Here is a 19,166-nt window from a genome sequence, read left to right on the forward strand (position 1 = left end):
TGGGTTTACGGCCGAACGGCAAACGGGGCGATGGCGGGATCTCAACGAAATCCAGATGGTCCAGCCGCTTCGACGTGCGTGAGAGAGTGCGGCGTGAATGATGGAGCTGATCTTGTGAGGGTGCTGGTGCTGAAGTGGCACAAGGTGGCGTCAGCGTCCCATCAGCAGGACGTGAACATCGAGCATTGACGTCCGACATACGGAACGCGACCAAGGAGAAAGCGATGTCTCTTACCCTCGACGCTTACCGGCTGCTGGGCCGCTCCGGTCTGCGTGTCTCGCCGCTGGCGCTGGGCACCATGACCTTCGGTGCCGACTGGGGATGGGGTGCCGACACCGACGAGGCGCGCAAGCTGTTCGAGATCTACGTCGAGCGCGGCGGCAACTTCATCGACACTGCCAGCATGTACACCAATGGCAGCTCCGAGCGGCTGCTGGGCGAATTCACCCGCGAAAACCGCGAAAGCCTGGTACTGGCGACGAAATACACGAGCCTGCGCCGACCGGGCGACCCGAACTCCGGTGGCAATCACCGTAAGAGCATGTTCGCCTCAGTGGAATCGAGTCTGCGACAGCTGAATACGGATTACCTCGATCTGCTGTACCTGCATGTGTGGGACTTTCTGACCCCGGTCGAGGAGATCCTGCGCGGCCTGGACGACCTGGTCCGCCAGGGCAAGGTGCTGTACGTGGCGATCTCGGACGCGCCGGCCTGGCAGGTCTCGCGCATGCAGGCCATTGCCGATCTGCGCGGGTGGTCGCCGCTGGTGGCGCTGCAGATCGAATACAGCCTGATCGAGCGGACCGTGGAGCGCGACCTGGTTCCGATGGCGCGCGAAATGGGGCTGGGCGTGATCGCGTGGTCACCGCTGGCCGGCGGAGTCCTCACCGGCAAATATGGCCGCGCCGACCTGTCCGAGCAGCCCGTCGCCGCCTCGCGCGAGGGCACCCGCAAGGACCTCGCTCTCGCCCAGGGCCACCTCACCGAGCGCGGTCTGGCGATCGCCGATGTGGTGAAAGAGATCGCCGCCCAACTGGGCAAGACGCCGTCGCAGGTCGCCCTCGCCTGGACCCTGCACAACCCCGACGTGACGGCACCGATCGTCGGCGCCCGGACCTCGGCGCAGCTGGAGGACAACCTCGGTGCCCTGGACGTCGCATTCGATGCCGCTCACCTCGCCCGCCTGGACGAGGCAAGCGCCATCGACCTCGGCTTCCCCCACGAGTTCCTGGCCCGCAACCGCAGCGCCATGTTCGGCGGCCTGAGGGTCGAAACCCGCTGAGCCGCGAGTATGCGCGCAAGGGCACCGAGATCAGTGGCCCGGCCCGAGTGGCGTTCGCCGTGGCGTTGCTGGTGTGGCCGCCGGTCAGGCGGGGGGCTGGATCGACAGGAAGTGGTGGAAGACGTTGCCCGGATCCCAGTGGGCCTTGATCTGTTGGAGGCGTGGGTAGTTGTCCTTGTAGTAGAGGGTGTGCCAGGGCACGCGGGAGGTGTTCCATTTCGGGTCGGCCAGGTCGGAATCGGGGTAGTTGATGTAGGAGCCGTCGCTGACTTCGCCGGGCACCGGAACGCCGCCGGTTTCGGCGTACACGTCACGGTAGAAATCGCGGATCCAGGCCAGATGGGCTGCGTCGTCGGATTCCTCGGTCCAGGTCGTCAGGAAGATGACCTTCATGACCGCGTCGCGTTGGGCGATGGCGGTGGCCTTTGGCGGTACCGCGTTGGCCTGGCCGCCGTACCCGGCGAGCATCATGAGGCCGGTCGGGCTGGCGGTGGGGTCGGTCAGGTGCCGGTAGATCGTGGTGAGTTGGGTGTCGGTGTAGGAGCGGCGCAGGTAGCCGGCCTTGTTCTTGAACCGAGGGGTGATCGCGTCGCCGGTCTGACCGGTGCCCGGCCAGGTCGTCGGGTGTAGCCACGGCATCGTGGTCCGGGTGTCGGCCGGCGTGGTGCCGGTGCCCGCGGTCACCGCGGTCACCAGGTCGTTCACCAGGCCGTCGGCGCCTGGAATGTCGGCATCGACCCACACATTCATCATGAAGCTGCCCGCGCCGCGGTTCATCAGCTGGAGGACCGCGCACAGCGGCGCGTGCGGCGAGCCGGGTTGGCTGTTGCGTTCGTGCCAGGTGCCGTAGTTGCGCAGCAGCGTGGTGAAGGTCTGCTCGGTCATCTGCTGGTCCCACGCCCACACGAGCTGGCAGTCCAGTCGCCGGGGCGGGGCGGGGCGGGGCGGGCGGCAGGCGCGCGGCAGGCGGGCGGGGTCGGTGCCGGTGGCATCCGGTGTGCGCAGCCAGTACCGGGTGACCACGCCGAAGTTGCCGCCCTCGCCGCCGGCAGCCGGGTGTTCTCCTCGAAGATCTCCTCAGCGCGGCGGTAGGAGAGCCGGGCCCGGCCGGTCTCCGCGCACACATCGAGCGTCGGTGTTCCGGCCGGGGCCTTGCGGTCGGTGATTTACTGCGGCAGTTGCGACCGCGTCTCCGCGACCGAGCATCCGCCCGAATGCGGTTCTGCTGTGCGGACTCGAGGGGAGGGGACGGTCAGTGTCCGACGCCGACCAGGCCCGGCGCCAGCATGCTTACCTGGGTCATGCCCCCAGATCCTCCGTCACGGGCAAGCACTCGGCGAGCAGGTCGACGACGTCGCGCCAGGCGCGCTGCGCGTGCCGTGGGTGGTAGCCGACGCCGGGGACTGCGGGATGGTCGACCGGCGGGTGGTGGAAGGCGTGCAAGGCGCCGCCGTAGACCGTGAGGCGCCAGTCGACGCCCGCGGCCTGCATCTCGGCGGTGAATGCGTTCCGTTGCGCGGGCGGCATGATCGGGTCTTCCGACCCGACCCCGGCCCACACCGGGCAGCGAATGTGTGCCGCCTCGCCCGGTCGGCCCGTGGTCAGTGCGTTGAGTGTCCCGATCGCGCGCAGGCTGACGCCATCACGCCCGAGTTCCAGCCCGATGGCGCCCCCGGTGCCGTAGCCGACGGCGGCGATCCGGTCGGGGTCGGTCCGCGGTTCGGTGCGCAACACGTCGAGCGCCGCATGGCCGATGCCCCGCATCCGGTCGGGATCAGCGAGCAGTGGCATGCAACGGGCCAGCATCTCCTCGGGGTCACCCAAATAGCGCCCGCCGTGAAGGTCGAAGGCCAGCGCTACATATCCCAGCTCGGCGAGAGCATCGGCCCGGCGGCGCTCGACGTCGCTGAGCCCCATGCCCTCTGGTCCGAGCAGCACCGCGGGCCGGCGGTCGACACCGGCCGGGAGCGCGAGGTGCCCGATCATCGTCAAACCGTCGGCCGGGTACTCGACCGTACGCGTCGTAATCGTCGTCATGAGACTGGACTGTAGTGATCGTCGAGCCCGGTCCGGCCGGTGTTCTGCCGCTGGCAGAACAGCGCGGGTGTCCCTCTGAAATACGGCGAGGGCTCACAAGAACCGTCACAATCCCCGTTCACGCCTCGGGTTCGGATGCGGATCGACGCGCCCCTGGGGCAGCGCCATAGGCGGCCTGCTCCTGGCCGCCGGCACCGACGCCGGCCATCCCTTCGCGAACGACGGCGCCTACACAACGGCAGCGGTGGTTGGCATTGCCGCGATGGCGGTCACGACTATGGCCTGCCTCGCTCTCGCCCGCCTACGCTCGCCCGGGGCCGTCCTGACCGCAGCCTCGACCGGCGCGGTGCGGATGCCCTCCAGATGACCGACGTCGCCGTGGCTCGTGCCGTCTGTCGTTCGGCCAGGTCCTGCGAGCACGAACCTGGCCGGACCGGCTGGCCCGAATCGGGGCTGACCGGCGAGGACTCTGCAGCGCCCCGGTTATCCGTCGTTGGGTACGATCGATCTGAAGTGTGAATTCGAAGTCGTATGTGCTCTTCCAGGCACTGGAGGATTCCGTGGCCAAGGGCTACTGGGTCGGTTCCTACCGCTCGATTTCAGACCCTGAGCAGCTGGCTGCCTACAACGAGCTGGCCGGTCCGGCCGTCCAAGCCGGGGGCGGGCGGCTCCTCTCCCGCGGTGTTCGGGTCGTCGCCCACGACGCCGGAATCGCCGAGCGCACCGTGCTGATCGAGTTCGACAGTTTCGATCAGGCCGTTGCGGCCCGCGAGAGTAAGGCCTACCAGGAGGCGCTGGCCGCCCTCTCCGACGGCGTCGAGCGTGACTTCCGCATCATCGAAGGCATTGACTGACCGATGGGGTTAGAGCTTGTCCGGTCGATCATGTGCGGAGCCAGATGACGAGGGCTGCGGTCGTGACGGTGCCGAGGAAGACGTAGCCGCGCTTGTCGTAGCGGGTGGCCACGGCGCGGAACTGTTTGAGCCGGTTGATGGCTCGTTCGATACGGTTCAGGCGGCCTGGCCGAGACCGGCGGCGATCAGGTCCTGCTCGCGCAGCGGTGTGAAGTCGACGTCGAGTTCCGGGTCGTACGCCTCGGGCTGGATACCGAGTTCGTGGGTGCTGTACTCGCCGAACCGGTTGATGTGCTCGGTCAGGTACGGCGAGATGTGTGCCAGGTCCTCCGGATCGACCTCCCATCCCTCCTCCAGCAGCTGCCGCACGATCTCCGCGATGTCCAGGGCATTGTGGAAGATCACCACGTTCGTGAGCAGCGCGTTGAACTTCATCGCCTTCTCCTGCTCGACGGGGTCGTTGTCGGCGATGACGCCGCGGTTGCCGAAGCCGATCCACTGGGAGAACCGGTTGAACGACTCCACCTTGTTCGTCGCCGCGGTCACCCGCCGGCGCAGCGGCGCGTCCGAGAGGTAGCGCAGCAACTGGACAGTGCGGATCACGCGGCCGACCTCACGGAAGGCGGCATAGGTGGCGTTCTTCCGCGACCCGGAGCGCAACCGCTAGCGAGGTCCGGCCCGCCATGTCATGAACAGCCGGCGGCTCATGCCCGGAGCGCCTCCGCGGGCGGGGAGCGAACCAGGTGCCGTTGCACTTCGCGCAGATGGTGGCCGAAACATCTCCACGTAGGCGGAGATGCGCCGGTCTCGGCGTCGAAGTGCTCGCTGGGGCCCGGGGCCGCTCCGCGCAGGCGGAGATGTTCCGGTGATGGGCCTGGCTGCCTACACCACCGCCCGCGAGGTCGGCATGCACTCCGGACTGAACTGACTGACCTTCAGGAAAGTCAGCATGGGGTCAGCATGAGTCCGACCAGAGGTTGTCACACATGACTGAACACGCGACCCGCAGGGTGCTCCCGGAGTCACCGTTTTGAAGCACGGTCGGCCACTCAGGGCCGCACAGCCCGGCTGGCGGCGGACGCACCCGTCACTGATCCACTGACGACTCATAGCAGCAGGTCAGCGCACACGTCCGCGCGGTTTCAAAGATCCGTTCGGCAGCTCGGGGGCGGGCAGTCGATCGCCGTCGTAGCCCTTCACTTCGCCGAAGCGCGCACCATCCGCATCTTCCATCCACGCCGAACGGGCCTCGACGATATCCTGGTGCGACCGCCCCACGAAGTTCCACCACATGACGATTTCCTCGTCGAAGGGGGGACCGCCGAGCAGGACCGTCCGTGCGATGTCGTCCGCATCGTTCGTCAGCGTCAGCGCCTCGCTGCCCGGACAGGCGTAGCCCATCTCCGCGGGACGAACCAGGGCGTCGCCCAGACGTACGTCGCCGTGGTCGACCAAGAGGCCGTGCTCGAAGCCGGGGTCCACGGTGAGCGTGACCGCCGCGCGGGGCTGGAGGAGAATCTCGGCGCCGAGCAGGGGGGTGAAGGTCCGCACCGGGGAGACATCACCTGCGAGGGAGCCCAGGAAGACCCTGATCTCGGCCCCGTCGATCCGCACGGGCTCGGGGGCGTAGTGCTGGAAGTCCCGTTCGGCGTTGCGGTGTTCCTCCGGCAGCGCCACCCACAGCTGGACGCCGTGCAGGATGGTGGTCCGCGGCGTGGACACCTCGGAGTGGCAGATGCCGAATCCGCCCGTCATGAGGTTCAGCTCGCCCGGCCGTACGTAGGCGCGGCTGCCCAGGCTGTCACGGTGCTCGATCTCCCCGCTGAACAGCCAGCTCACCGTCTGTAGGCCGGTGTGCGGGTGCGGGGCCACGTCCATGCCGCCCGTCAGCGAGACGTCGTCGGGGCCGTAGTGATCGGCGAAGCACCACGCGCCGATCAGAGTCCGGGCGCGCTGCGGCAGTGTGCGTCGCACGGTCATCGCCCGGGGGCCGCCGAGGGGCACGTCGCGGGCGGTCAGTACGTCCACCCGTGCCGCCTCGGCCGGCAGCCCGCTGTCCACCGTGGCACCGCATCGCAGCTCCATCGGTTTCGTTTCGGTATTGCTCACGGTGGCCGCCTCCCAGCCCGAAACTTGTTCCAGCTTCAACGATAACGTCGGGCGGCGGCACTGGCAGGTGCGCACCGCGGACCGGCGTCAACCCCTTGATCTCGGTGGCCCCAGCCACTACTTTGCGGTAGACGTCGATCCATGACTACCGAAAGGAGGCGACCGGCGGATGTACACCAGCTCCGATCTTGGTCGCCTCGCCCAGTGCACGGTCTGGGTTCCGGGTCGGATCGCGCACGGCTGCTGAGCACGCCGTTCTGATGTGTCCATGGGTGGCACATGCCGCACATTCCGGGTTTCTCGTCACCGTCTTCCGGCACGTCCCTGTTGCGTGCCGTCGTGCGCCCGCTCCCCTCACGTGGCGCGTCTGAACACAGAAAGCTGCCTGAAATTGGCGAACATGGCGAACATGATGAATCGGCCGATCGCGTACCGAAATGTGGGCCTGACATGGTAGAAGCGCGGATCACGGTCAACGGGAAGGAAACGCCGATTTCACCGGCCGCGCCGCACATCACTGCGCTGGATTTCCTGCGCGAGCGTGGCCTCACCGGCACCAAGGAGGGATGCGCCGAGGGTGAATGCGGCGCCTGTTCGGTCCTGGTGGCCCGTCCCGGGGTGAACAAGCCCACCGACTGGGTGGCGGTCAACGCCTGCCTGGTCCCGGCCGCGTCGCTCGACGGTCAGGAGATCATCACCTCCGAAGGTCTGGCCACCGGCGGCGGTCCCGGCAAGCCGCCCACCCTGCACCCGGTGCAGGAGGAGATGGCGGTCCGCGGCGGCTCCCAGTGTGGCTACTGCACGCCGGGATTCATCTGCAGCATGGCCGCCGAGTACTACCGGCCCGACCGCTGCGCACACGCGGACTCGGACGTGGACTCGGACTCGGACTCGGACGACAGCACGGACGCCGAGCACGGTCCGAACGGTTTCGATCTGCACGCGCTGAGCGGAAACCTGTGCCGCTGCACCGGTTATCGCCCGATTCGCGATGCCGCGTTCGCCGTCGGTACGCCCGTCGACGAGGACCCGCTGGCGCAGCGTCGCGAGCAGTCCCCGCCCGCTCCGGTCGCCACCGAATACGCCCAGGACGGCGGGGTGTTCCTGCGGAGGGACACCCTGGCCGAAACGCTCCAGGTGCTGCGCGAGCGGCCCGACGCCGTGGTGGTCGCAGGCTCCACCGACTGGGGCGTCGAGGTCAACATCCGTTCCCGCCGGGCGGATTGCGTGGTCGCCATCGACCGGCTGCCCGAACTGCGGGAGCTGCGCGTCGAATCCGACCACATCGAGATCGGGGCGGCGTTGACGCTCACCGAGATCGAGCGTCGTCTCGACGGTGACGTCCCGCTGCTGGCAGAACTGTTCCCGCAGTTCGCGTCCCGGCTCATCCGTAACGGTGCGACCCTCGGCGGCAACCTGGGTACCGGCTCCCCCATCGGTGACAGCCCGCCGGCGCTGCTCGCGCTGGAGGCGTCGGTGGTGCTCGCCGACGCCGACGGCGAGCGCGAGGTCCCGCTGGCGGACTACTTCACCGGCTACCGGCAGAGCGTGCGCAGGCCCGGCGAGCTGATCCGCGCGGTGCGCATCCCGCTGCCGCTGTCGCCGGTCGTGGCCTTTCACAAGATCGCCAAGCGGCGTTTCGACGACATCTCCAGCGTGGCGGTCGCGTTCGCGCTGGACATCGAGGACGGGATCGTCCGCACGGCACGCATCGGCCTGGGAGGCGTGGCCGCCACCCCGATCCGCGCCCTCGCCACCGAAGCGGCTCTGGAGGGCAAGCCGTGGGCGGCGGAGACCGTCGAGGCGGCGGCCCAGGTGCTCCGGTCCCAGGGCACGCCGATGAACGATCACCGCGCCAGCGCCGAGTACCGCTCCGCGATGCTCGGCCAGAGCCTGCTGAAGCTGTACGCACAGACCACCGAGGCGGTGTCGTCATGAGCCATTTGTCCGAGCGTCCCGAAAAGCCCGTCGTCGGTCTCCCGATGCCGCACGAGAGCGCCAACCTGCACGTCACCGGCACCGCGCTCTACACCGACGACCTGGTCCATCGCACCAAGGACGTGCTGCACGCCTACCCGGTCCAGGTGATGAAGGCGCACGGCCGGATCACCGCCCTCCGCACCGGCCCCGCGCTCGCCGTACCGGGTGTGGTCCGCGTGCTGACCGGAGCCGACGTGCCCGGCGTCAACGATGCGGGGATGAAGCATGATGAACCGCTGTTCCCCGACGAGGTCATGTTCTACGGCCACGCGGTCGCCTGGGTGCTCGGCGAGACCCGGGAGGCGGCCCGGCTCGGTGCGGCGGCCATCGAGGTGGAACTCGACGAACTTCCCTCCGTGATCACGCTGCCGGACGCCATCGCGGCCGGCAGTTTTCACGGCGCTCGGCCCGTGATGCTGACCGGCGACGTCGATGCCGGTTTCGCCGACTCCGCGCAGGTGTTCACCGGCGAGTTGCAGTTCTCGGATCAGGAACACTTCTACCTTGAGACGCACGCGGCGCTGGCCTATGTCGACGAGGCCGAGCAGGTGTTCGTCCAGAGCAGCACCCAGCATCCTTCGGAGACGCAGGAAATCGTCGCGCATGTGCTCGGTCTGCACAGCCATGAGGTGACCGTGCAGTGTCTGCGGATGGGTGGCGGCTTCGGCGGCAAGGAGATGCAGCCGCACGGGTTCGCGGCCGTCGCCGCGCTCGGCGCCAAGCTGACCGGCCGGCCGGTCCGGCTGCGGCTCAACCGGACCCAGGATCTGACCATGTCCGGCAAGCGGCACGGGTTCCACGCCACGTGGAAGATCGGCTTCGACGCCGACGGCCGCATCCAGGCCCTGGACGCCACCTTGACCGCGGACGGCGGCTGGAGCCTGGACCTCTCCGAGCCGGTGGTGGCCCGTGCCCTGTGCCATATCGACAACACCTACTGGATTCCCCACGCGCGCATCGCCGGTCGCATCGCCAAGACCAACAAGGTCTCCAACACCGCCTTCCGCGGCTTCGGCGGGCCGCAGGGCATGCTGGTGATCGAGGACATCATGGGCCGGTGCGCGCCACTGCTCGGCCTGGATCCGATGGAGCTGCGGGAGCGCAACTTCTACCGGCAGGGCCAGTACACGCCGTACGGACAGCCGGTCGCTCACCCCGAACGGATCTCCGCCGTCTGGCAGCAGGTCAAGGACAACGCCGGCATCGCCGACCGCAAGCGCGAGATCGCGGCCTTCAACGCCGCGCACCCGCACACCAAGCGGGCACTTGCCATCACCGGCCTCAAGTTCGGCATCTCGTTCAACCTCACCGCCTTCAACCAGGGCGGCGCGCTGGTGCTGATCTACAAGGACGGCTCGGTCCTGATCAACCACGGCGGCACCGAAATGGGCCAGGGCCTGCACACCAAGATGCTCCAGGTGGCCGCGACCACGCTGGGCATCCCCCTGCACAAGGTGCGGCTGGCCCCGACGCGAACGGACAAGGTCCCCAACACCAGTGCCACCGCCGCCAGTGCCGGGGCGGATCTCAACGGTGCGGCGGTGAAGAACGCCTGCGAGCAGTTGCGCGAGCGGCTGCTACAGGTGGCCGCCGGCCGGCTGGGTTCGCATGCCTCGGACGTGCGCATCGTCGAGGGCGTCGCGCGCAGCCTGGGCAGCGACAAGGAACTGGCCTGGGACGACCTGGTGCGCACCGCGTACCTCCAGCGGGTTCAGCTGTCGGCGGCCGGTTTCTACCGGACCGAGGGTCTGCACTGGGACGCCAAGTCGTTCCGGGGCTCGCCGTTCAAGTACTTCGCCCATGGCGCCGCCGCGGCTGAGGTGGAGGTGGACGGTTTCACCGGCGCGTACCGCATCCGGCGGGTGGACATCGTGCACGATGTCGGCGACAGCCTCTCCCCGATGATCGACATCGGTCAGGTCGAGGGTGGCTTCGTGCAGGGCGCGGGCTGGCTGACGCTCGAGGACCTGCGCTGGGACGCCGGTGACGGGCCGCACCGCGGCCGGCTGCTGACCCAGGCCGCGAGCACGTACAAGCTGCCGAGCTTTTCGGAGATGCCCGAGGAGTTCAACGTCACGCTTCTGGAGAACGCCACCGAGGAGGGCGCGGTCTACGGGTCCAAGGCGGTGGGTGAGCCTCCGCTGATGCTGGCGTTCTCGGTGCGAGAAGCGTTGCGGCAGGCCGCTGCCGCGTTCGGGCCGGGCGAGGTCAGCGTCGAGTTGGCCTCGCCTGCGACGCCGGAAGCGGTGTACTGGGCGATCCAGGCGGCTCGCCAGGGCGGTGCCTCGCGGAAGAACGGTCATGCCCCGGGCGCGCTTGCCGCCAACGGCCATACCGCGGAGGCCAAGGTCCGTACCGACGCAGAAGCGTTGAGCGATGCCTGACATGACGTGGCTCACCGCGGTCGCACGGCTGCGAGCAGGCCGGGAGCCCGGCGTGCTGGTGACCGTCGCGACCGTGCGCGGCCATGCCCCGCGCGACGCCGGTGCGAAACTCGTCGTCGGGCAGACCGAGACATGGGGCTCGATCGGTGGCGGCAATGTCGAGGCCGTCGCGATCGATCGGGCCCGGGAGATGATCGCCGCGGCCAAGCCGGAGCCGGAGCTGATCGACTTCACCCTGAACGACAAGGTGACCAACCAGCATGGCGTGCAGTGCTGCGGCGGGACGGTTTCGGTGCTGCTCGAACCGCTGCCGGTGCCACGGGCGGTGGCGATCTTCGGCGTCGGGCACATCGGGCTGGAACTGGCGCGCATCCTGGCACGTCAGGACCTCGACCTCCATCTGATCGACAGCCGCTGCGACATGCTCGCGAAGGAGCGGCTCGACGTGCTGGCAGACGCGGTGGCGCAGGTGCACGTGCATCACACGCCGCTGCTGCCCGAGGAGGTGCTCGCGGAGTTGCCGCGCGGCACGCACATCCTGATCATGACCCATGACCACGCCGAGGACGCGGCTCTGTGCGACGCCGCCTTGCGCACACCCCATCTCGGCTTCATCGGGCTGATCGGGTCGGCGGCCAAGTGGGCGCGGTTCCGCAAACGCCTCGGCACCGAGGGCGGTCACGACGAGGCCACCGTCGATCGGATCAAGACCCCGATCGGGCTGGCCGACATCACCGGCAAGGAACCGGCGACCATTGCCGTGAGCGTCGCTGCCGATGTGCTGCGCCGCTTTGAGACCGAGGGGACCTGACTCTCCCACTGGGTCGGCTCAACCGGATCGACAGGGGCCCCGCGCTCAGGGCCGCTGCCGTCCCAACTCGCTGTTCATCCTGGCTCGGCTCGTCGCGAGGAGCTCCTGGGTCTGCCGCTCGATCTCTTCGGGATCCAGGCCCAGGGCTCGCCCCAAGTTCGTCGACCAGACCTCCGAACGCACACTGGCTTCGAAGTTGAGATCGGCGCGAATCGTGTCGCGCGCGGCCTGACGGTTCTGGCTGACCATGACGAACGTCGACAGGAAGATCGCCTCAAGGCTGACGATCATGGTGAGCAGCCCGAAGGGAAAAGGGTCGAAGACCGCGGCCTGACCGAAGATCCCTTCGTTGATCATGATCCAGCCGGCGAACCACACCATGTGCACATACACGAACACCATCGATCCCGCGAAAGCGGTGATCACGTCCGCAATGTGGTCCTGCACACCGCGCCCACGGGCGAAAAGCTCCTGCTCATGTGGGAGGCGGATGACGGGGCGAGGCCGAGGACCACCCGCCGAACTGCCGCGATGGGGCGTCATGCCCTCATCCTGCACGCGCCGGGGGCGGCAGCGGGGAAGAACGGTCTCCTCGGCGCGTTGACACGGGGGCGCGGGAATCAAGGACGCTGACATGTGACGCCGTGGCCGCAGTTGTATCTGGACCGCCCCACCCGACGACCCTGCCCCCACGCCTGACCGAGCGAGCCCCTAATATCATTTCGCGTTCTCCGACGGACGCTGACGCCCGCTGGGTCGTGCCCGCCGCCCAACGCCCGATACGACACGACGACGTCCACCGCATGGCGATGGAGTCGAGCATCGAGGAGAGGTACGTTCATGCGCGCCCGGAGCATAGCCGCAGCCACCGCAACAGTATTGGGGCTGGTGGCCGCTCGTGACCTTGTCCAGAAGAAGCACGCACTGCTCCGGAACTTCCCGGTGATCGGGCACGCCCGGTACCTGCTGGAGACGATCGGGCCGGAGCTGCGGCAGTACATCGTGACCTCCAACGACGAGGAACGCCCGTTCAGTCGTGACCAGCGCACCTGGATCTATGCGTCGGCGAAGGGGGAGAACAACTACTTCGGGTTCGGAACCGACAACGACGTCGAGCACATGCAGGGGCACGCGTACCTGAAGCAGCGCACATTCGCCGGCACGCTGCCCGACGCGCACGACCCACAGGCCCCACTGCCCTCGGCCAAGGTGCTGGGCGGGCCGCGCGGGCGCGCCAAGGCGTTCCGGCCGGCGAGCGTGGTGAACATCTCGGCGATGAGCTTCGGATCGCTCTCCGGCGCGGCGATCACGGCCCTCAACAAGGGAGCGGCGCTGGCGGGCGCCATGCAGAACACGGGAGAGGGCGGCCTCTCGCCGCACCACCGCAACGGCGGCGACCTCGTCCTTCAAATCGGTACGTCCTACTTCGGCTGCCGCAACGAGGACGGCAGCTTCAACATCGACAAGCTCAAGGATGTGGTCGCCGGCGCCCCGGTCAAGGCGATCGAGATCAAGCTCTCCCAGGGCGCCAAGCCAGGGCTGGGCGGGATGCTGCCGGGCGCGAAGGTGACCCCGGAGATCGCCGAGATCCGCGGCATCCCGCTCGGCGAGGACTGTGCCTCCCCGTCGCGGCACACCGCGTTCAGCGACGTCGACTCGATGCTCGACTTCGTCGAACTGCTCGCCACCGAGACCGGGCTGCCGGTCGGGATCAAGAGCGCGGTGGGAGAGATGGAGTTCTGGCAGGAACTGGCCACGCTGATGGCGCGTGGTGACCGTGGTGTCGACTTCGTGACCATCGACGGCGGCGAGGGCGGCACCGGGGCGGCACCGCTGACCTTCTCCGACTCGGTGTCGCTGCCCTTCCGGATGGGCTTCTCCCGGGTCTACGGCGCCTTCGCCGAGCTGGGGCTGACCGACGACCTGACCTTCATCGCCTCCGGCAAGCTCGGCCTGCCCGAGAACGCCGCCGTCGCCTTCGCTCTGGGTGCCGACATGATCAACGTGGCCCGTGAGGCGATGCTGTCGATCGGCTGCATCCAGGCGCAGAAGTGCCACACCGACAAGTGCCCCACGGGCATCGCCACCCAGAACCCGTGGCTGGCCCGTGGCCTCGACCCGACCTCGAAGGCCACCCGGGCCGCCGTCTACCTGCGCACCCTGCGCAAGGAGCTGATGAAGGTATCGGCGGCCGTCGGAGTCGCCCACCCGGCACTCATCACGGCCACTGACATCGAGATCATGAACGGCGACTACGAGGCACGTACCCTGGCCGGCGTCTACGGCTACAAGGACGGCTGGGGCGAGCTGGGCCCGCACCTCGCCGAGGAGATCACTGCACTGCTCACCACCAAGCCGACCTCCGTACAGAAGCCGGCCGTCTGACGCGCCGACCGCGGCAAGTCCGCACTGACTGCTCTACTCTCCTGCTCGGAGCACGCGCGTGGCACCAGCCGGTGTCGCCCGCGTCGTCCTTGCCCACGAACAGTCCCTGCTTAGGTGATCGCAACATGCCCGAAAAAGTGAGATTCCCCAGCGTCGTCGGCCCCGAACTGGCCGGAGTGATCGACCTGCCGGAGGGCGAGATCCGGGGCTGGGGGATCTTCGTACACGGATTCACACTCGGCAAGGACTCGCCGGCCGCCTCGCGCGTCAGCAAGCAGCTGGCACGCGAGGGGATCGGCATGCTGCGCTTCGACAACCTCGGAATCGGGGACTCCGACGGCGACTGGGGGGACGGTTCCTTCACCGTCAAGGTCCAGGACACGGTCCGTGCCGCAGCGCTGATGGCGGAGCGAGGGACGCCGGCAGACCTGCTGGTGGGGCACTCATGGGGAGGCGCCGCCGTCCTTGCCGCAGCGGCCGAGGCAACCGGCGTCCGCGCGGTTGCCACGATCGGGGCGCCCGCCGACCCCAGCCACGTCGAACGACAGTATGACGCGGTCGTGGATCGCGTTCTCAGTGACGGCTCGCACGAGTGGTTCGTCGGCGGGCGGACCCTGGTCCTCAAGCGCGCCTTCGTCGAAGACGTCCGCCGTGCTCACCTGCGCGACCGGATTCGCGAGTTGGACCTGCCGCTGCTCGTCCTGCATTCGCCGACCGACAACACCGTCGGCATCGACGATGCCGGGGAGATCTTCCGCGAGGCACGACACCCGCGAAGCTTCGTCTCACTCGAAGGAGCGGACCATCTCCTGACCGCACGGGGACAAGCGCAGCGAGCCGCCCACATCATCAGTGCCTGGGCCGATCAGTACATCCACGGGGGCGGGATCGCCGCCAGGTGATCAGCCGCCCGGTGATCAACGGAATCATTTCGTAATCACCCGAAGGCGTTCCAGAACGCGCAGTGGTGGCGGTGCTGTGCCGTGCGGGTGGGGACGATGTGGTCCGGCGCCAGGGACAGCACCGTCTGCCGGGGCCAGTACGGCGACGACGGGCCGTTCGGGTCGGCGGTGCGGGCGAAGCGGGTCCAGTAGTCGATCATGGCGTCGGCCAGCCGGTGCTGTGCCGCGGTCAGGTCGCGGGGGCGGCCGCCCAGGTCGAACAGGTAGGGCAGTTCGCTCGCGTGCGGTGCGCCGAGCGGGAACGGCGGCGTGCCCGGGGTGAGCGGCGGGGCGTGCTCGTCGGCGAACTCGTAGCGCCAGACCGGTACTTGGGCGGCGAGCCGGCCGTCCGTGCGCGCCGTCGGGCAGGCGAAGTCCGCGTCGCCGATGACCGCGCCGAACACCGGGCCGCCGCCGGTCCGGTGCACCGGGTACTCGCGGACGATCGCCTTCGCCTGCCCCGGGGCGGGGAAGAAGGTGGCCGCGACGTCGGGCCAGGTGTCGGGGGTGACGGGGTGGCCGGCCTGGACGATGCCGGCGGCCCAGCCGTTGCCCTCGTCGTGGTTGTTGCCGAGGAGTACGGGGACGTGGTGGAAGTGGCCGGCGGCGATCGCTGCCGCGGGGTCGCGAGGCAGCAACAGGGTTGCGTAAGCGGGCTGTTGATCGGTGTTCTGAGCCGCGAGGAGACGGGAGACGTGCACGCGCCGCAGGCAGGCCACCACGTCGTGGGCCGTGCCGCAGCCGACCTTTGCCGCGAGGGCCGTGCCCTCGGCGCGCGCCGTGGACAGGGGGACGGAGGACGGGGCGAACGGGCGATCGGGGCGGCCTGTGCAGGGGCCGCTTTCGACGATCGCCCGGTCGAACAGGCCCGTGGCGGCGGGTGAGGCGAGCTGGGCGCAGACGCTGTAGCCGCCCGCCGACTCGCCGGCCAGCGTCACGTTGTCCGCGTCGCCGCCGAAGGCACCGATCTCGGCACGGACCCAGCGCAGCGCCGCCTGCTGGTCGGCCAGACCGAAGGTGCCGGAGCCGGGCAGCCCGCCGTGCGCGAGGAAACCGAGGGCACCGAGGCGGTAGTTGACGGTGACCACCACGGCGTCGCCGCGGGTGGCCATGCGATGGGCGTCGTACGAGCTGCCCGCTCCGGTGGTGAAGCCGCCGCCGTGCAGCCACACGATGACCGGCCGGGGGTGTGCCGGGCGTGCGTCGTCGGGCGTGGTGACGTTCAGGTGGAGGCAGTCCTCGTCGGTGCTGCCGCCGGGTACCTCGCCGGCCGGCTGCGGGCAGGCGCTCGCGGGGCGGGTCGCGTCCCGTACCCCGGACCAGGGCGCCGCACTGCGGGGCGGCGCCCAGCGCAGCCTGCCGACCGGGGGCGCCGCGTAGGGGATGCCCTCGAAGGTGCGGTAGCCGTCGTGGGCAGCGCCCCGCACCGGGCCGTCGTGGGTGCGCACCGTCGTGGCGGCGGGCCGGACGGGCTTCGTCGTGACGGCGGCGGGCCGGACGGGCCCCGTCGGTGGTGCTGCGGAACAGGCCGTCGCGAGCACGGCGGTCAGGGTGCAGCACAGGGCGGTCAGGACGCGGTGCATGCTCATCGTCTCCCCTTGTCTCCCCATCCGGTCAGCTGCCGCCCATGCCGCCCTGCGCGGCGATCATGGTCATCGGCAGGGCGCGTACGGCCTTCTCCAGGCCGGGTGCGAGGGCGGCGAGAGAGCCCGTGCAGGCGTCGATACGGGCCGGGCAGGTTTTCTGGTCCTGCCGGGAAACGACCGGGCGGAGGTCGCCCGCCGCGGCCAGCGCCAGCAGCGCGGCGTCGGCGGCGGGGATGTCCCGCACGGGGCCGTCCCCGTGCAGCGCCGCGGACACGCGGGTGCGGAGTGCGGCGGGCACGGCGCGATCCGTCACGGTCAGCCGCCGTGTGCCGAAGCGGGTGCGGGGTGCCTGCACGGTGAGGAGTCCCGCCGTGGCGAGCCGGTCCTCCACCTCCCTCAGGGTCCGCTTGCGGTGGCGGCGCACGAGGTGCTTCCAGCCGTGCGCGGCGGCGGCGTCGCGCAGCACATCGTCCAGGACGGGGTCGCCGGTCGGTTCCGTGCCGGACACGGTGACCGTGCCGCCGTCCTCCCCCAGCCGGCCGCGCAACGCGAGGTCGACGAGGGCGGCGGCACGGACCAGCAGCTCCGTCCGGGAACGGTTGTAAGGGCCTTCGGCCGCGTCGTCGTGGGCGAGCAGATACATGCAGGAGGTCAGGTCGTCGTTCACACGTCGACGCTATGGCCGGGTACCCCTGCCACGGATCGGCCACGGGAACGGACCGCCACTGGGAACGCAGGAGGATCGCGGCCCGGACTCCTCCTTGAGGAGGAGGCGGCATCGGGGCCGTCAGGGGCGACGTGGCTCCACAAGGCCGTGGTCGTAGGCGGCGACGACGGCCTGGACGCGGTCGCGCAGGCCCAGTTTGCGCAGCACCGCGGTGACATGGTTCTTGACGGTGGCCTCCGACAGGCGCAGTCGCCCGGCGATCTCCGCGTTCGACAGCGCCTGCCCGATCAGGGTGAGTACCTCCCGCTCGCGGCCGGAGAGGTCTTGCAGGGAGGGCGGCGGTGCCGGATCGGGCGTGGTGCGCAGGAACCGGTCGAGGACGCGGCTCAGCACGGTCGGGGCCAGCAGCGCGTCGCCGCGCGCGGTGAGGCGGATCGCGTCGACGAGTTCGGCGGGGCGGATGTCTTTGAGCAGGAAGCCGCTGGCCCCGGCCCTCAGGGCGTCGACGACATGTGCGTCCACGTCCCAGGTGGTCAGTACGAGCACGCGGGCCCGGCTGTCGCACCCCGCGATCTGCCGGGTCGCCTCGATACCGTCCACGACGGGCATGCGTACGTCCATCAGCACCACGTCGGGCGCCAGTTCCCGCGTCAGCCGCACCGCCTCCCGGCCGTCGGACGCCTCACCGACCACCTCCAGGTCGTCCCTCGCATCGATGATCATGCGGAATCCGGTACGTACCAGGGCCTGGTCGTCGGCCACCACCACGCGCAGCGTCATGACGCGTCCTCCACCGGCAGCTGCGCCGCCACCTCGAACCCGCCTCCGGGCAGCGGACCGGCGCGCAGGCTGCCGCCCACGAGCCGTGCGCGCTCCTTCATCCCGACGAGCCCTCGCCCCGCTCCCGCCATGGCCGAACCACCTTGCCGCGTACGGCCGTTGTCGACCACTCCGATCTTCACGTACTCCCCTTCGACCGTCACGCGCACGCTCACCTCGTCGGCTCCGGCCGCGTGGCGCAGCGTGTTGGTGAGGGCTTCCTGGACGATCCGGTACGCCGCCAGGTCCACCGCGGCGGGCAGCCCGTCGGTGGCGCCTTCGCGGTGCACCTGCACGGTCAGCCCGGTCGCGCGCACGGTGTCGGCCAGCTCGTCCAAGCGTGCGAGCGAGGGCCCCGGCTCCCGCTGCTCCCCGGCTCCTGCCCCGGCCCCGGTCTCCTCCGCATCGGGCCGGAACGCACGGAGCAGCAGACGCAGTTCGCCGAGCGCCGAGCGGGCGCCGGTCTCGATGGCCCGTAGCGCCTGACGGGCCTGGTCGGGCCGTTCGGTGAACACGTCGTCGGCGGCACCCGCCTGAATGACCATCACCGACAGGGTGTGCGCCACGACGTCGTGCACCTCGCGTGCGATCCGCGCGCGCTCCTCCGCCACGGCCCGGCGCGCCTCCGCCCTCGCCCGTGCCCGCTGCGCCCTGCGCCACTGCCCCGCGGTCCACGCCAGGACCACCGTCAGCAGATAGACCGCCAGTCCCGCAGGGCCGCCCGCCCCGAACGCCGGCGGCGCCGGCAGGCACATCGCCGCGAGCGCCCACAACGACACCCGCCGCGGCCTGATGGCCGACAGCACGCACAGCGCGACCTGCGCCGCGAGCAGCGCCCCCGTCAAGGACACCGCGGGCAGCAGCGCCCACACCGCGAGCCCCGTCGCCGCGTTCGCGGCCAGTACGGCGACCGGGGCGCGCGCCTGCCACCTCAGGACGCAGACCTGCACGAGGACCAGGGCCACGGCCACGGGCAGTCGCCGGCCGTGCTCCGCACCGACGACGAGCACCGAGGTGCCGAGGACGGCAAGCACCAGACCGGCAGACTTCCCCCACAGCACCCGGGCCGCCCGGGGCGACAGCTCACCCTGCGCTTCCTCTGCGAAGGTGTTGTCCGGCTGTCTGCTGCTGCGGTCCACGCCCCGACCCTAGCCGCTACTGCCGAAGCGCAGCGGTGACCGCCCAGGTCCTGAACGACCCGTATGTACCCTCGCCTTGCCTGGTCCGGAAGCGGGCCGAATGCTGAGGGAGTCTTCGGACCTCACCCCCAGGGCCGGTCCACCTCCGGCCGCAAGCGAGACTTGACCGCA

At 69.7% G+C, this 19,166-nt stretch carries 16 protein-coding genes and 1 pseudogene; 7 read left to right on the forward strand and 10 right to left on the reverse strand.

Going from position 1 to position 19,166, the window contains the following annotated elements:
* Positions 1–224 precede the first annotated feature (224 nt).
* A complete protein-coding gene (locus SNA_RS21185) occupies positions 225–1,283 on the forward strand; it encodes an aldo/keto reductase (RefSeq protein ID WP_030064297.1) in 1,059 nt (352 codons plus the stop codon).
* An 84-nt stretch (positions 1,284–1,367) separates the two neighbouring features.
* Here the strand turns inward: SNA_RS21185 and SNA_RS21190 are convergent, their stop codons facing one another.
* Entirely contained in the window at positions 1,368–2,306 is a 939-nt protein-coding gene (locus tag SNA_RS21190) for an FAD-binding oxidoreductase (RefSeq protein WP_051877175.1), read from the reverse strand.
* Between the two features lie 276 nt (positions 2,307–2,582).
* Positions 2,583–3,320 (reverse strand): dienelactone hydrolase family protein, encoded by a 738-nt coding sequence (locus tag SNA_RS21195; RefSeq protein ID WP_030064299.1) that lies wholly within the window; start codon positions 3,318–3,320, stop codon positions 2,583–2,585.
* A gap of 560 nt (positions 3,321–3,880) precedes the next feature.
* On the opposite strand from SNA_RS21195, the gene SNA_RS21200 reads away from it, so the two are divergent.
* A complete protein-coding gene (locus SNA_RS21200) occupies positions 3,881–4,174 on the forward strand; it encodes a DUF1330 domain-containing protein (RefSeq protein ID WP_030064300.1) in 294 nt (97 codons plus the stop codon).
* A gap of 28 nt (positions 4,175–4,202) precedes the next feature.
* Here SNA_RS21200 and SNA_RS21205 read toward each other — a convergent pair.
* The 3 genes and pseudogenes from SNA_RS21205 to SNA_RS21215 all read right to left on the reverse strand — a co-directional run.
* Positions 4,203–4,331: pseudogene (locus SNA_RS21205) on the reverse strand (IS5/IS1182 family transposase); the annotation flags it as partial.
* Positions 4,331–4,834 (reverse strand): Tn3 family transposase, encoded by a 504-nt coding sequence (locus tag SNA_RS40220; RefSeq protein WP_078970071.1) that lies wholly within the window; start codon positions 4,832–4,834, stop codon positions 4,331–4,333. The gene SNA_RS40220 and the pseudogene SNA_RS21205, both read right to left, overlap by 1 nt.
* Before the next feature lie 459 nt (positions 4,835–5,293).
* A complete protein-coding gene (locus tag SNA_RS21215; protein WP_030064302.1) occupies positions 5,294–6,283 on the reverse strand; it encodes a pirin family protein in 990 nt (329 codons plus the stop codon).
* A gap of 450 nt (positions 6,284–6,733) precedes the next feature.
* Between SNA_RS21215 and SNA_RS21220 the strand changes: the two genes are divergently transcribed.
* The 3 genes from SNA_RS21220 to xdhC are packed head-to-tail and all read left to right on the forward strand — an operon-like array spanning position 6,734 to position 11,458.
* Entirely contained in the window at positions 6,734–8,221 is a 1,488-nt protein-coding gene (locus SNA_RS21220; RefSeq protein ID WP_030064303.1) for a xanthine dehydrogenase small subunit, read from the forward strand.
* Entirely contained in the window at positions 8,218–10,647 is a 2,430-nt protein-coding gene (gene xdhB / locus SNA_RS21225) for a xanthine dehydrogenase molybdopterin binding subunit (RefSeq protein WP_030064304.1), read from the forward strand. Before SNA_RS21220 ends, xdhB begins: the two co-directional genes overlap by 4 nt.
* A 1-nt stretch (position 10,648) precedes the next feature.
* Positions 10,649–11,458: a xanthine dehydrogenase accessory protein XdhC gene (gene xdhC / locus SNA_RS21230; RefSeq protein WP_030064305.1), complete on the forward strand. Its 810-nt coding sequence runs from the start codon at positions 10,649–10,651 to the stop codon at positions 11,456–11,458.
* 45 nt (positions 11,459–11,503) lie between these two features.
* Here xdhC and SNA_RS21235 read toward each other — a convergent pair whose 3' ends face one another.
* Positions 11,504–11,884 carry a DUF1003 domain-containing protein gene (locus SNA_RS21235; protein WP_241779768.1) on the reverse strand — a complete coding sequence of 127 codons (381 nt, stop codon included), beginning with the start codon at positions 11,882–11,884 and terminating at the stop codon, positions 11,504–11,506.
* A 414-nt stretch (positions 11,885–12,298) separates the two neighbouring features.
* Here SNA_RS21235 and SNA_RS21240 point away from each other — a divergent pair, with 414 nt between their 5' ends.
* Positions 12,299–13,843, forward strand: coding sequence for an FMN-binding glutamate synthase family protein (locus tag SNA_RS21240; protein ID WP_030064307.1), 1,545 nt, complete (start codon positions 12,299–12,301; stop codon positions 13,841–13,843).
* 137 nt (positions 13,844–13,980) lie between these two features.
* Entirely contained in the window at positions 13,981–14,745 is a 765-nt protein-coding gene (locus tag SNA_RS21245; protein WP_241779769.1) for an alpha/beta hydrolase family protein, read from the forward strand.
* Positions 14,746–14,780: 35 nt separating this feature from the next.
* On the opposite strand, the gene SNA_RS21250 is transcribed toward SNA_RS21245, so the two are convergent.
* The 4 genes from SNA_RS21250 to SNA_RS21265 all read right to left on the reverse strand — a co-directional run bounded on the left by SNA_RS21250 (position 14,781) and on the right by SNA_RS21265 (position 18,995).
* Positions 14,781–16,373, reverse strand: coding sequence for a carboxylesterase/lipase family protein (locus SNA_RS21250; RefSeq protein WP_030064309.1), 1,593 nt, complete (start codon positions 16,371–16,373; stop codon positions 14,781–14,783).
* A 25-nt stretch (positions 16,374–16,398) separates the two neighbouring features.
* Positions 16,399–17,037, reverse strand: a complete 639-nt coding sequence (locus SNA_RS21255) for a GOLPH3/VPS74 family protein (protein WP_044366210.1) — start codon at positions 17,035–17,037, stop codon at positions 16,399–16,401.
* A 120-nt stretch (positions 17,038–17,157) separates the two neighbouring features.
* A complete protein-coding gene (locus tag SNA_RS21260; RefSeq protein WP_030064311.1) occupies positions 17,158–17,817 on the reverse strand; it encodes a response regulator in 660 nt (219 codons plus the stop codon).
* A complete protein-coding gene (locus SNA_RS21265; RefSeq protein WP_198535107.1) occupies positions 17,814–18,995 on the reverse strand; it encodes a sensor histidine kinase in 1,182 nt (393 codons plus the stop codon). Before SNA_RS21265 ends, SNA_RS21260 begins: the two co-directional genes overlap by 4 nt.
* Between the last annotated feature and the right edge of the window lie 171 nt (positions 18,996–19,166).

The sequence above is a fragment of the Streptomyces natalensis ATCC 27448 genome (assembly GCF_000935125.1).
Taxonomy (GTDB): domain Bacteria; phylum Actinomycetota; class Actinomycetes; order Streptomycetales; family Streptomycetaceae; genus Streptomyces; species Streptomyces natalensis.

What these genes read in the sequence shown, in the direction of transcription:
- SNA_RS21220 (WP_030064303.1), top strand. Translation starts at nt 6,734, where the DNA reads ATGGTAGAAGCGCGGATCACGGTCAACGGGAAGGAAACGCCGATTTCA.
- xdhC (WP_030064305.1), top strand. Translation starts at nt 10,649, where the DNA reads ATGACGTGGCTCACCGCGGTCGCACGGCTGCGAGCAGGCCGGGAGCCC.
- xdhB (WP_030064304.1), top strand. Translation starts at nt 8,218, where the DNA reads ATGAGCCATTTGTCCGAGCGTCCCGAAAAGCCCGTCGTCGGTCTCCCG.
- SNA_RS21250 (WP_030064309.1), bottom strand. Translation starts at nt 16,373, where the DNA reads ATGAGCATGCACCGCGTCCTGACCGCCCTGTGCTGCACCCTGACCGCC.
- SNA_RS21195 (WP_030064299.1), bottom strand. Translation starts at nt 3,320, where the DNA reads ATGACGACGATTACGACGCGTACGGTCGAGTACCCGGCCGACGGTTTG.
- SNA_RS21240 (WP_030064307.1), top strand. Translation starts at nt 12,299, where the DNA reads ATGCGCGCCCGGAGCATAGCCGCAGCCACCGCAACAGTATTGGGGCTG.
- SNA_RS21185 (WP_030064297.1), top strand. Translation starts at nt 225, where the DNA reads ATGTCTCTTACCCTCGACGCTTACCGGCTGCTGGGCCGCTCCGGTCTG.
- SNA_RS21260 (WP_030064311.1), bottom strand. Translation starts at nt 17,817, where the DNA reads ATGACGCTGCGCGTGGTGGTGGCCGACGACCAGGCCCTGGTACGTACC.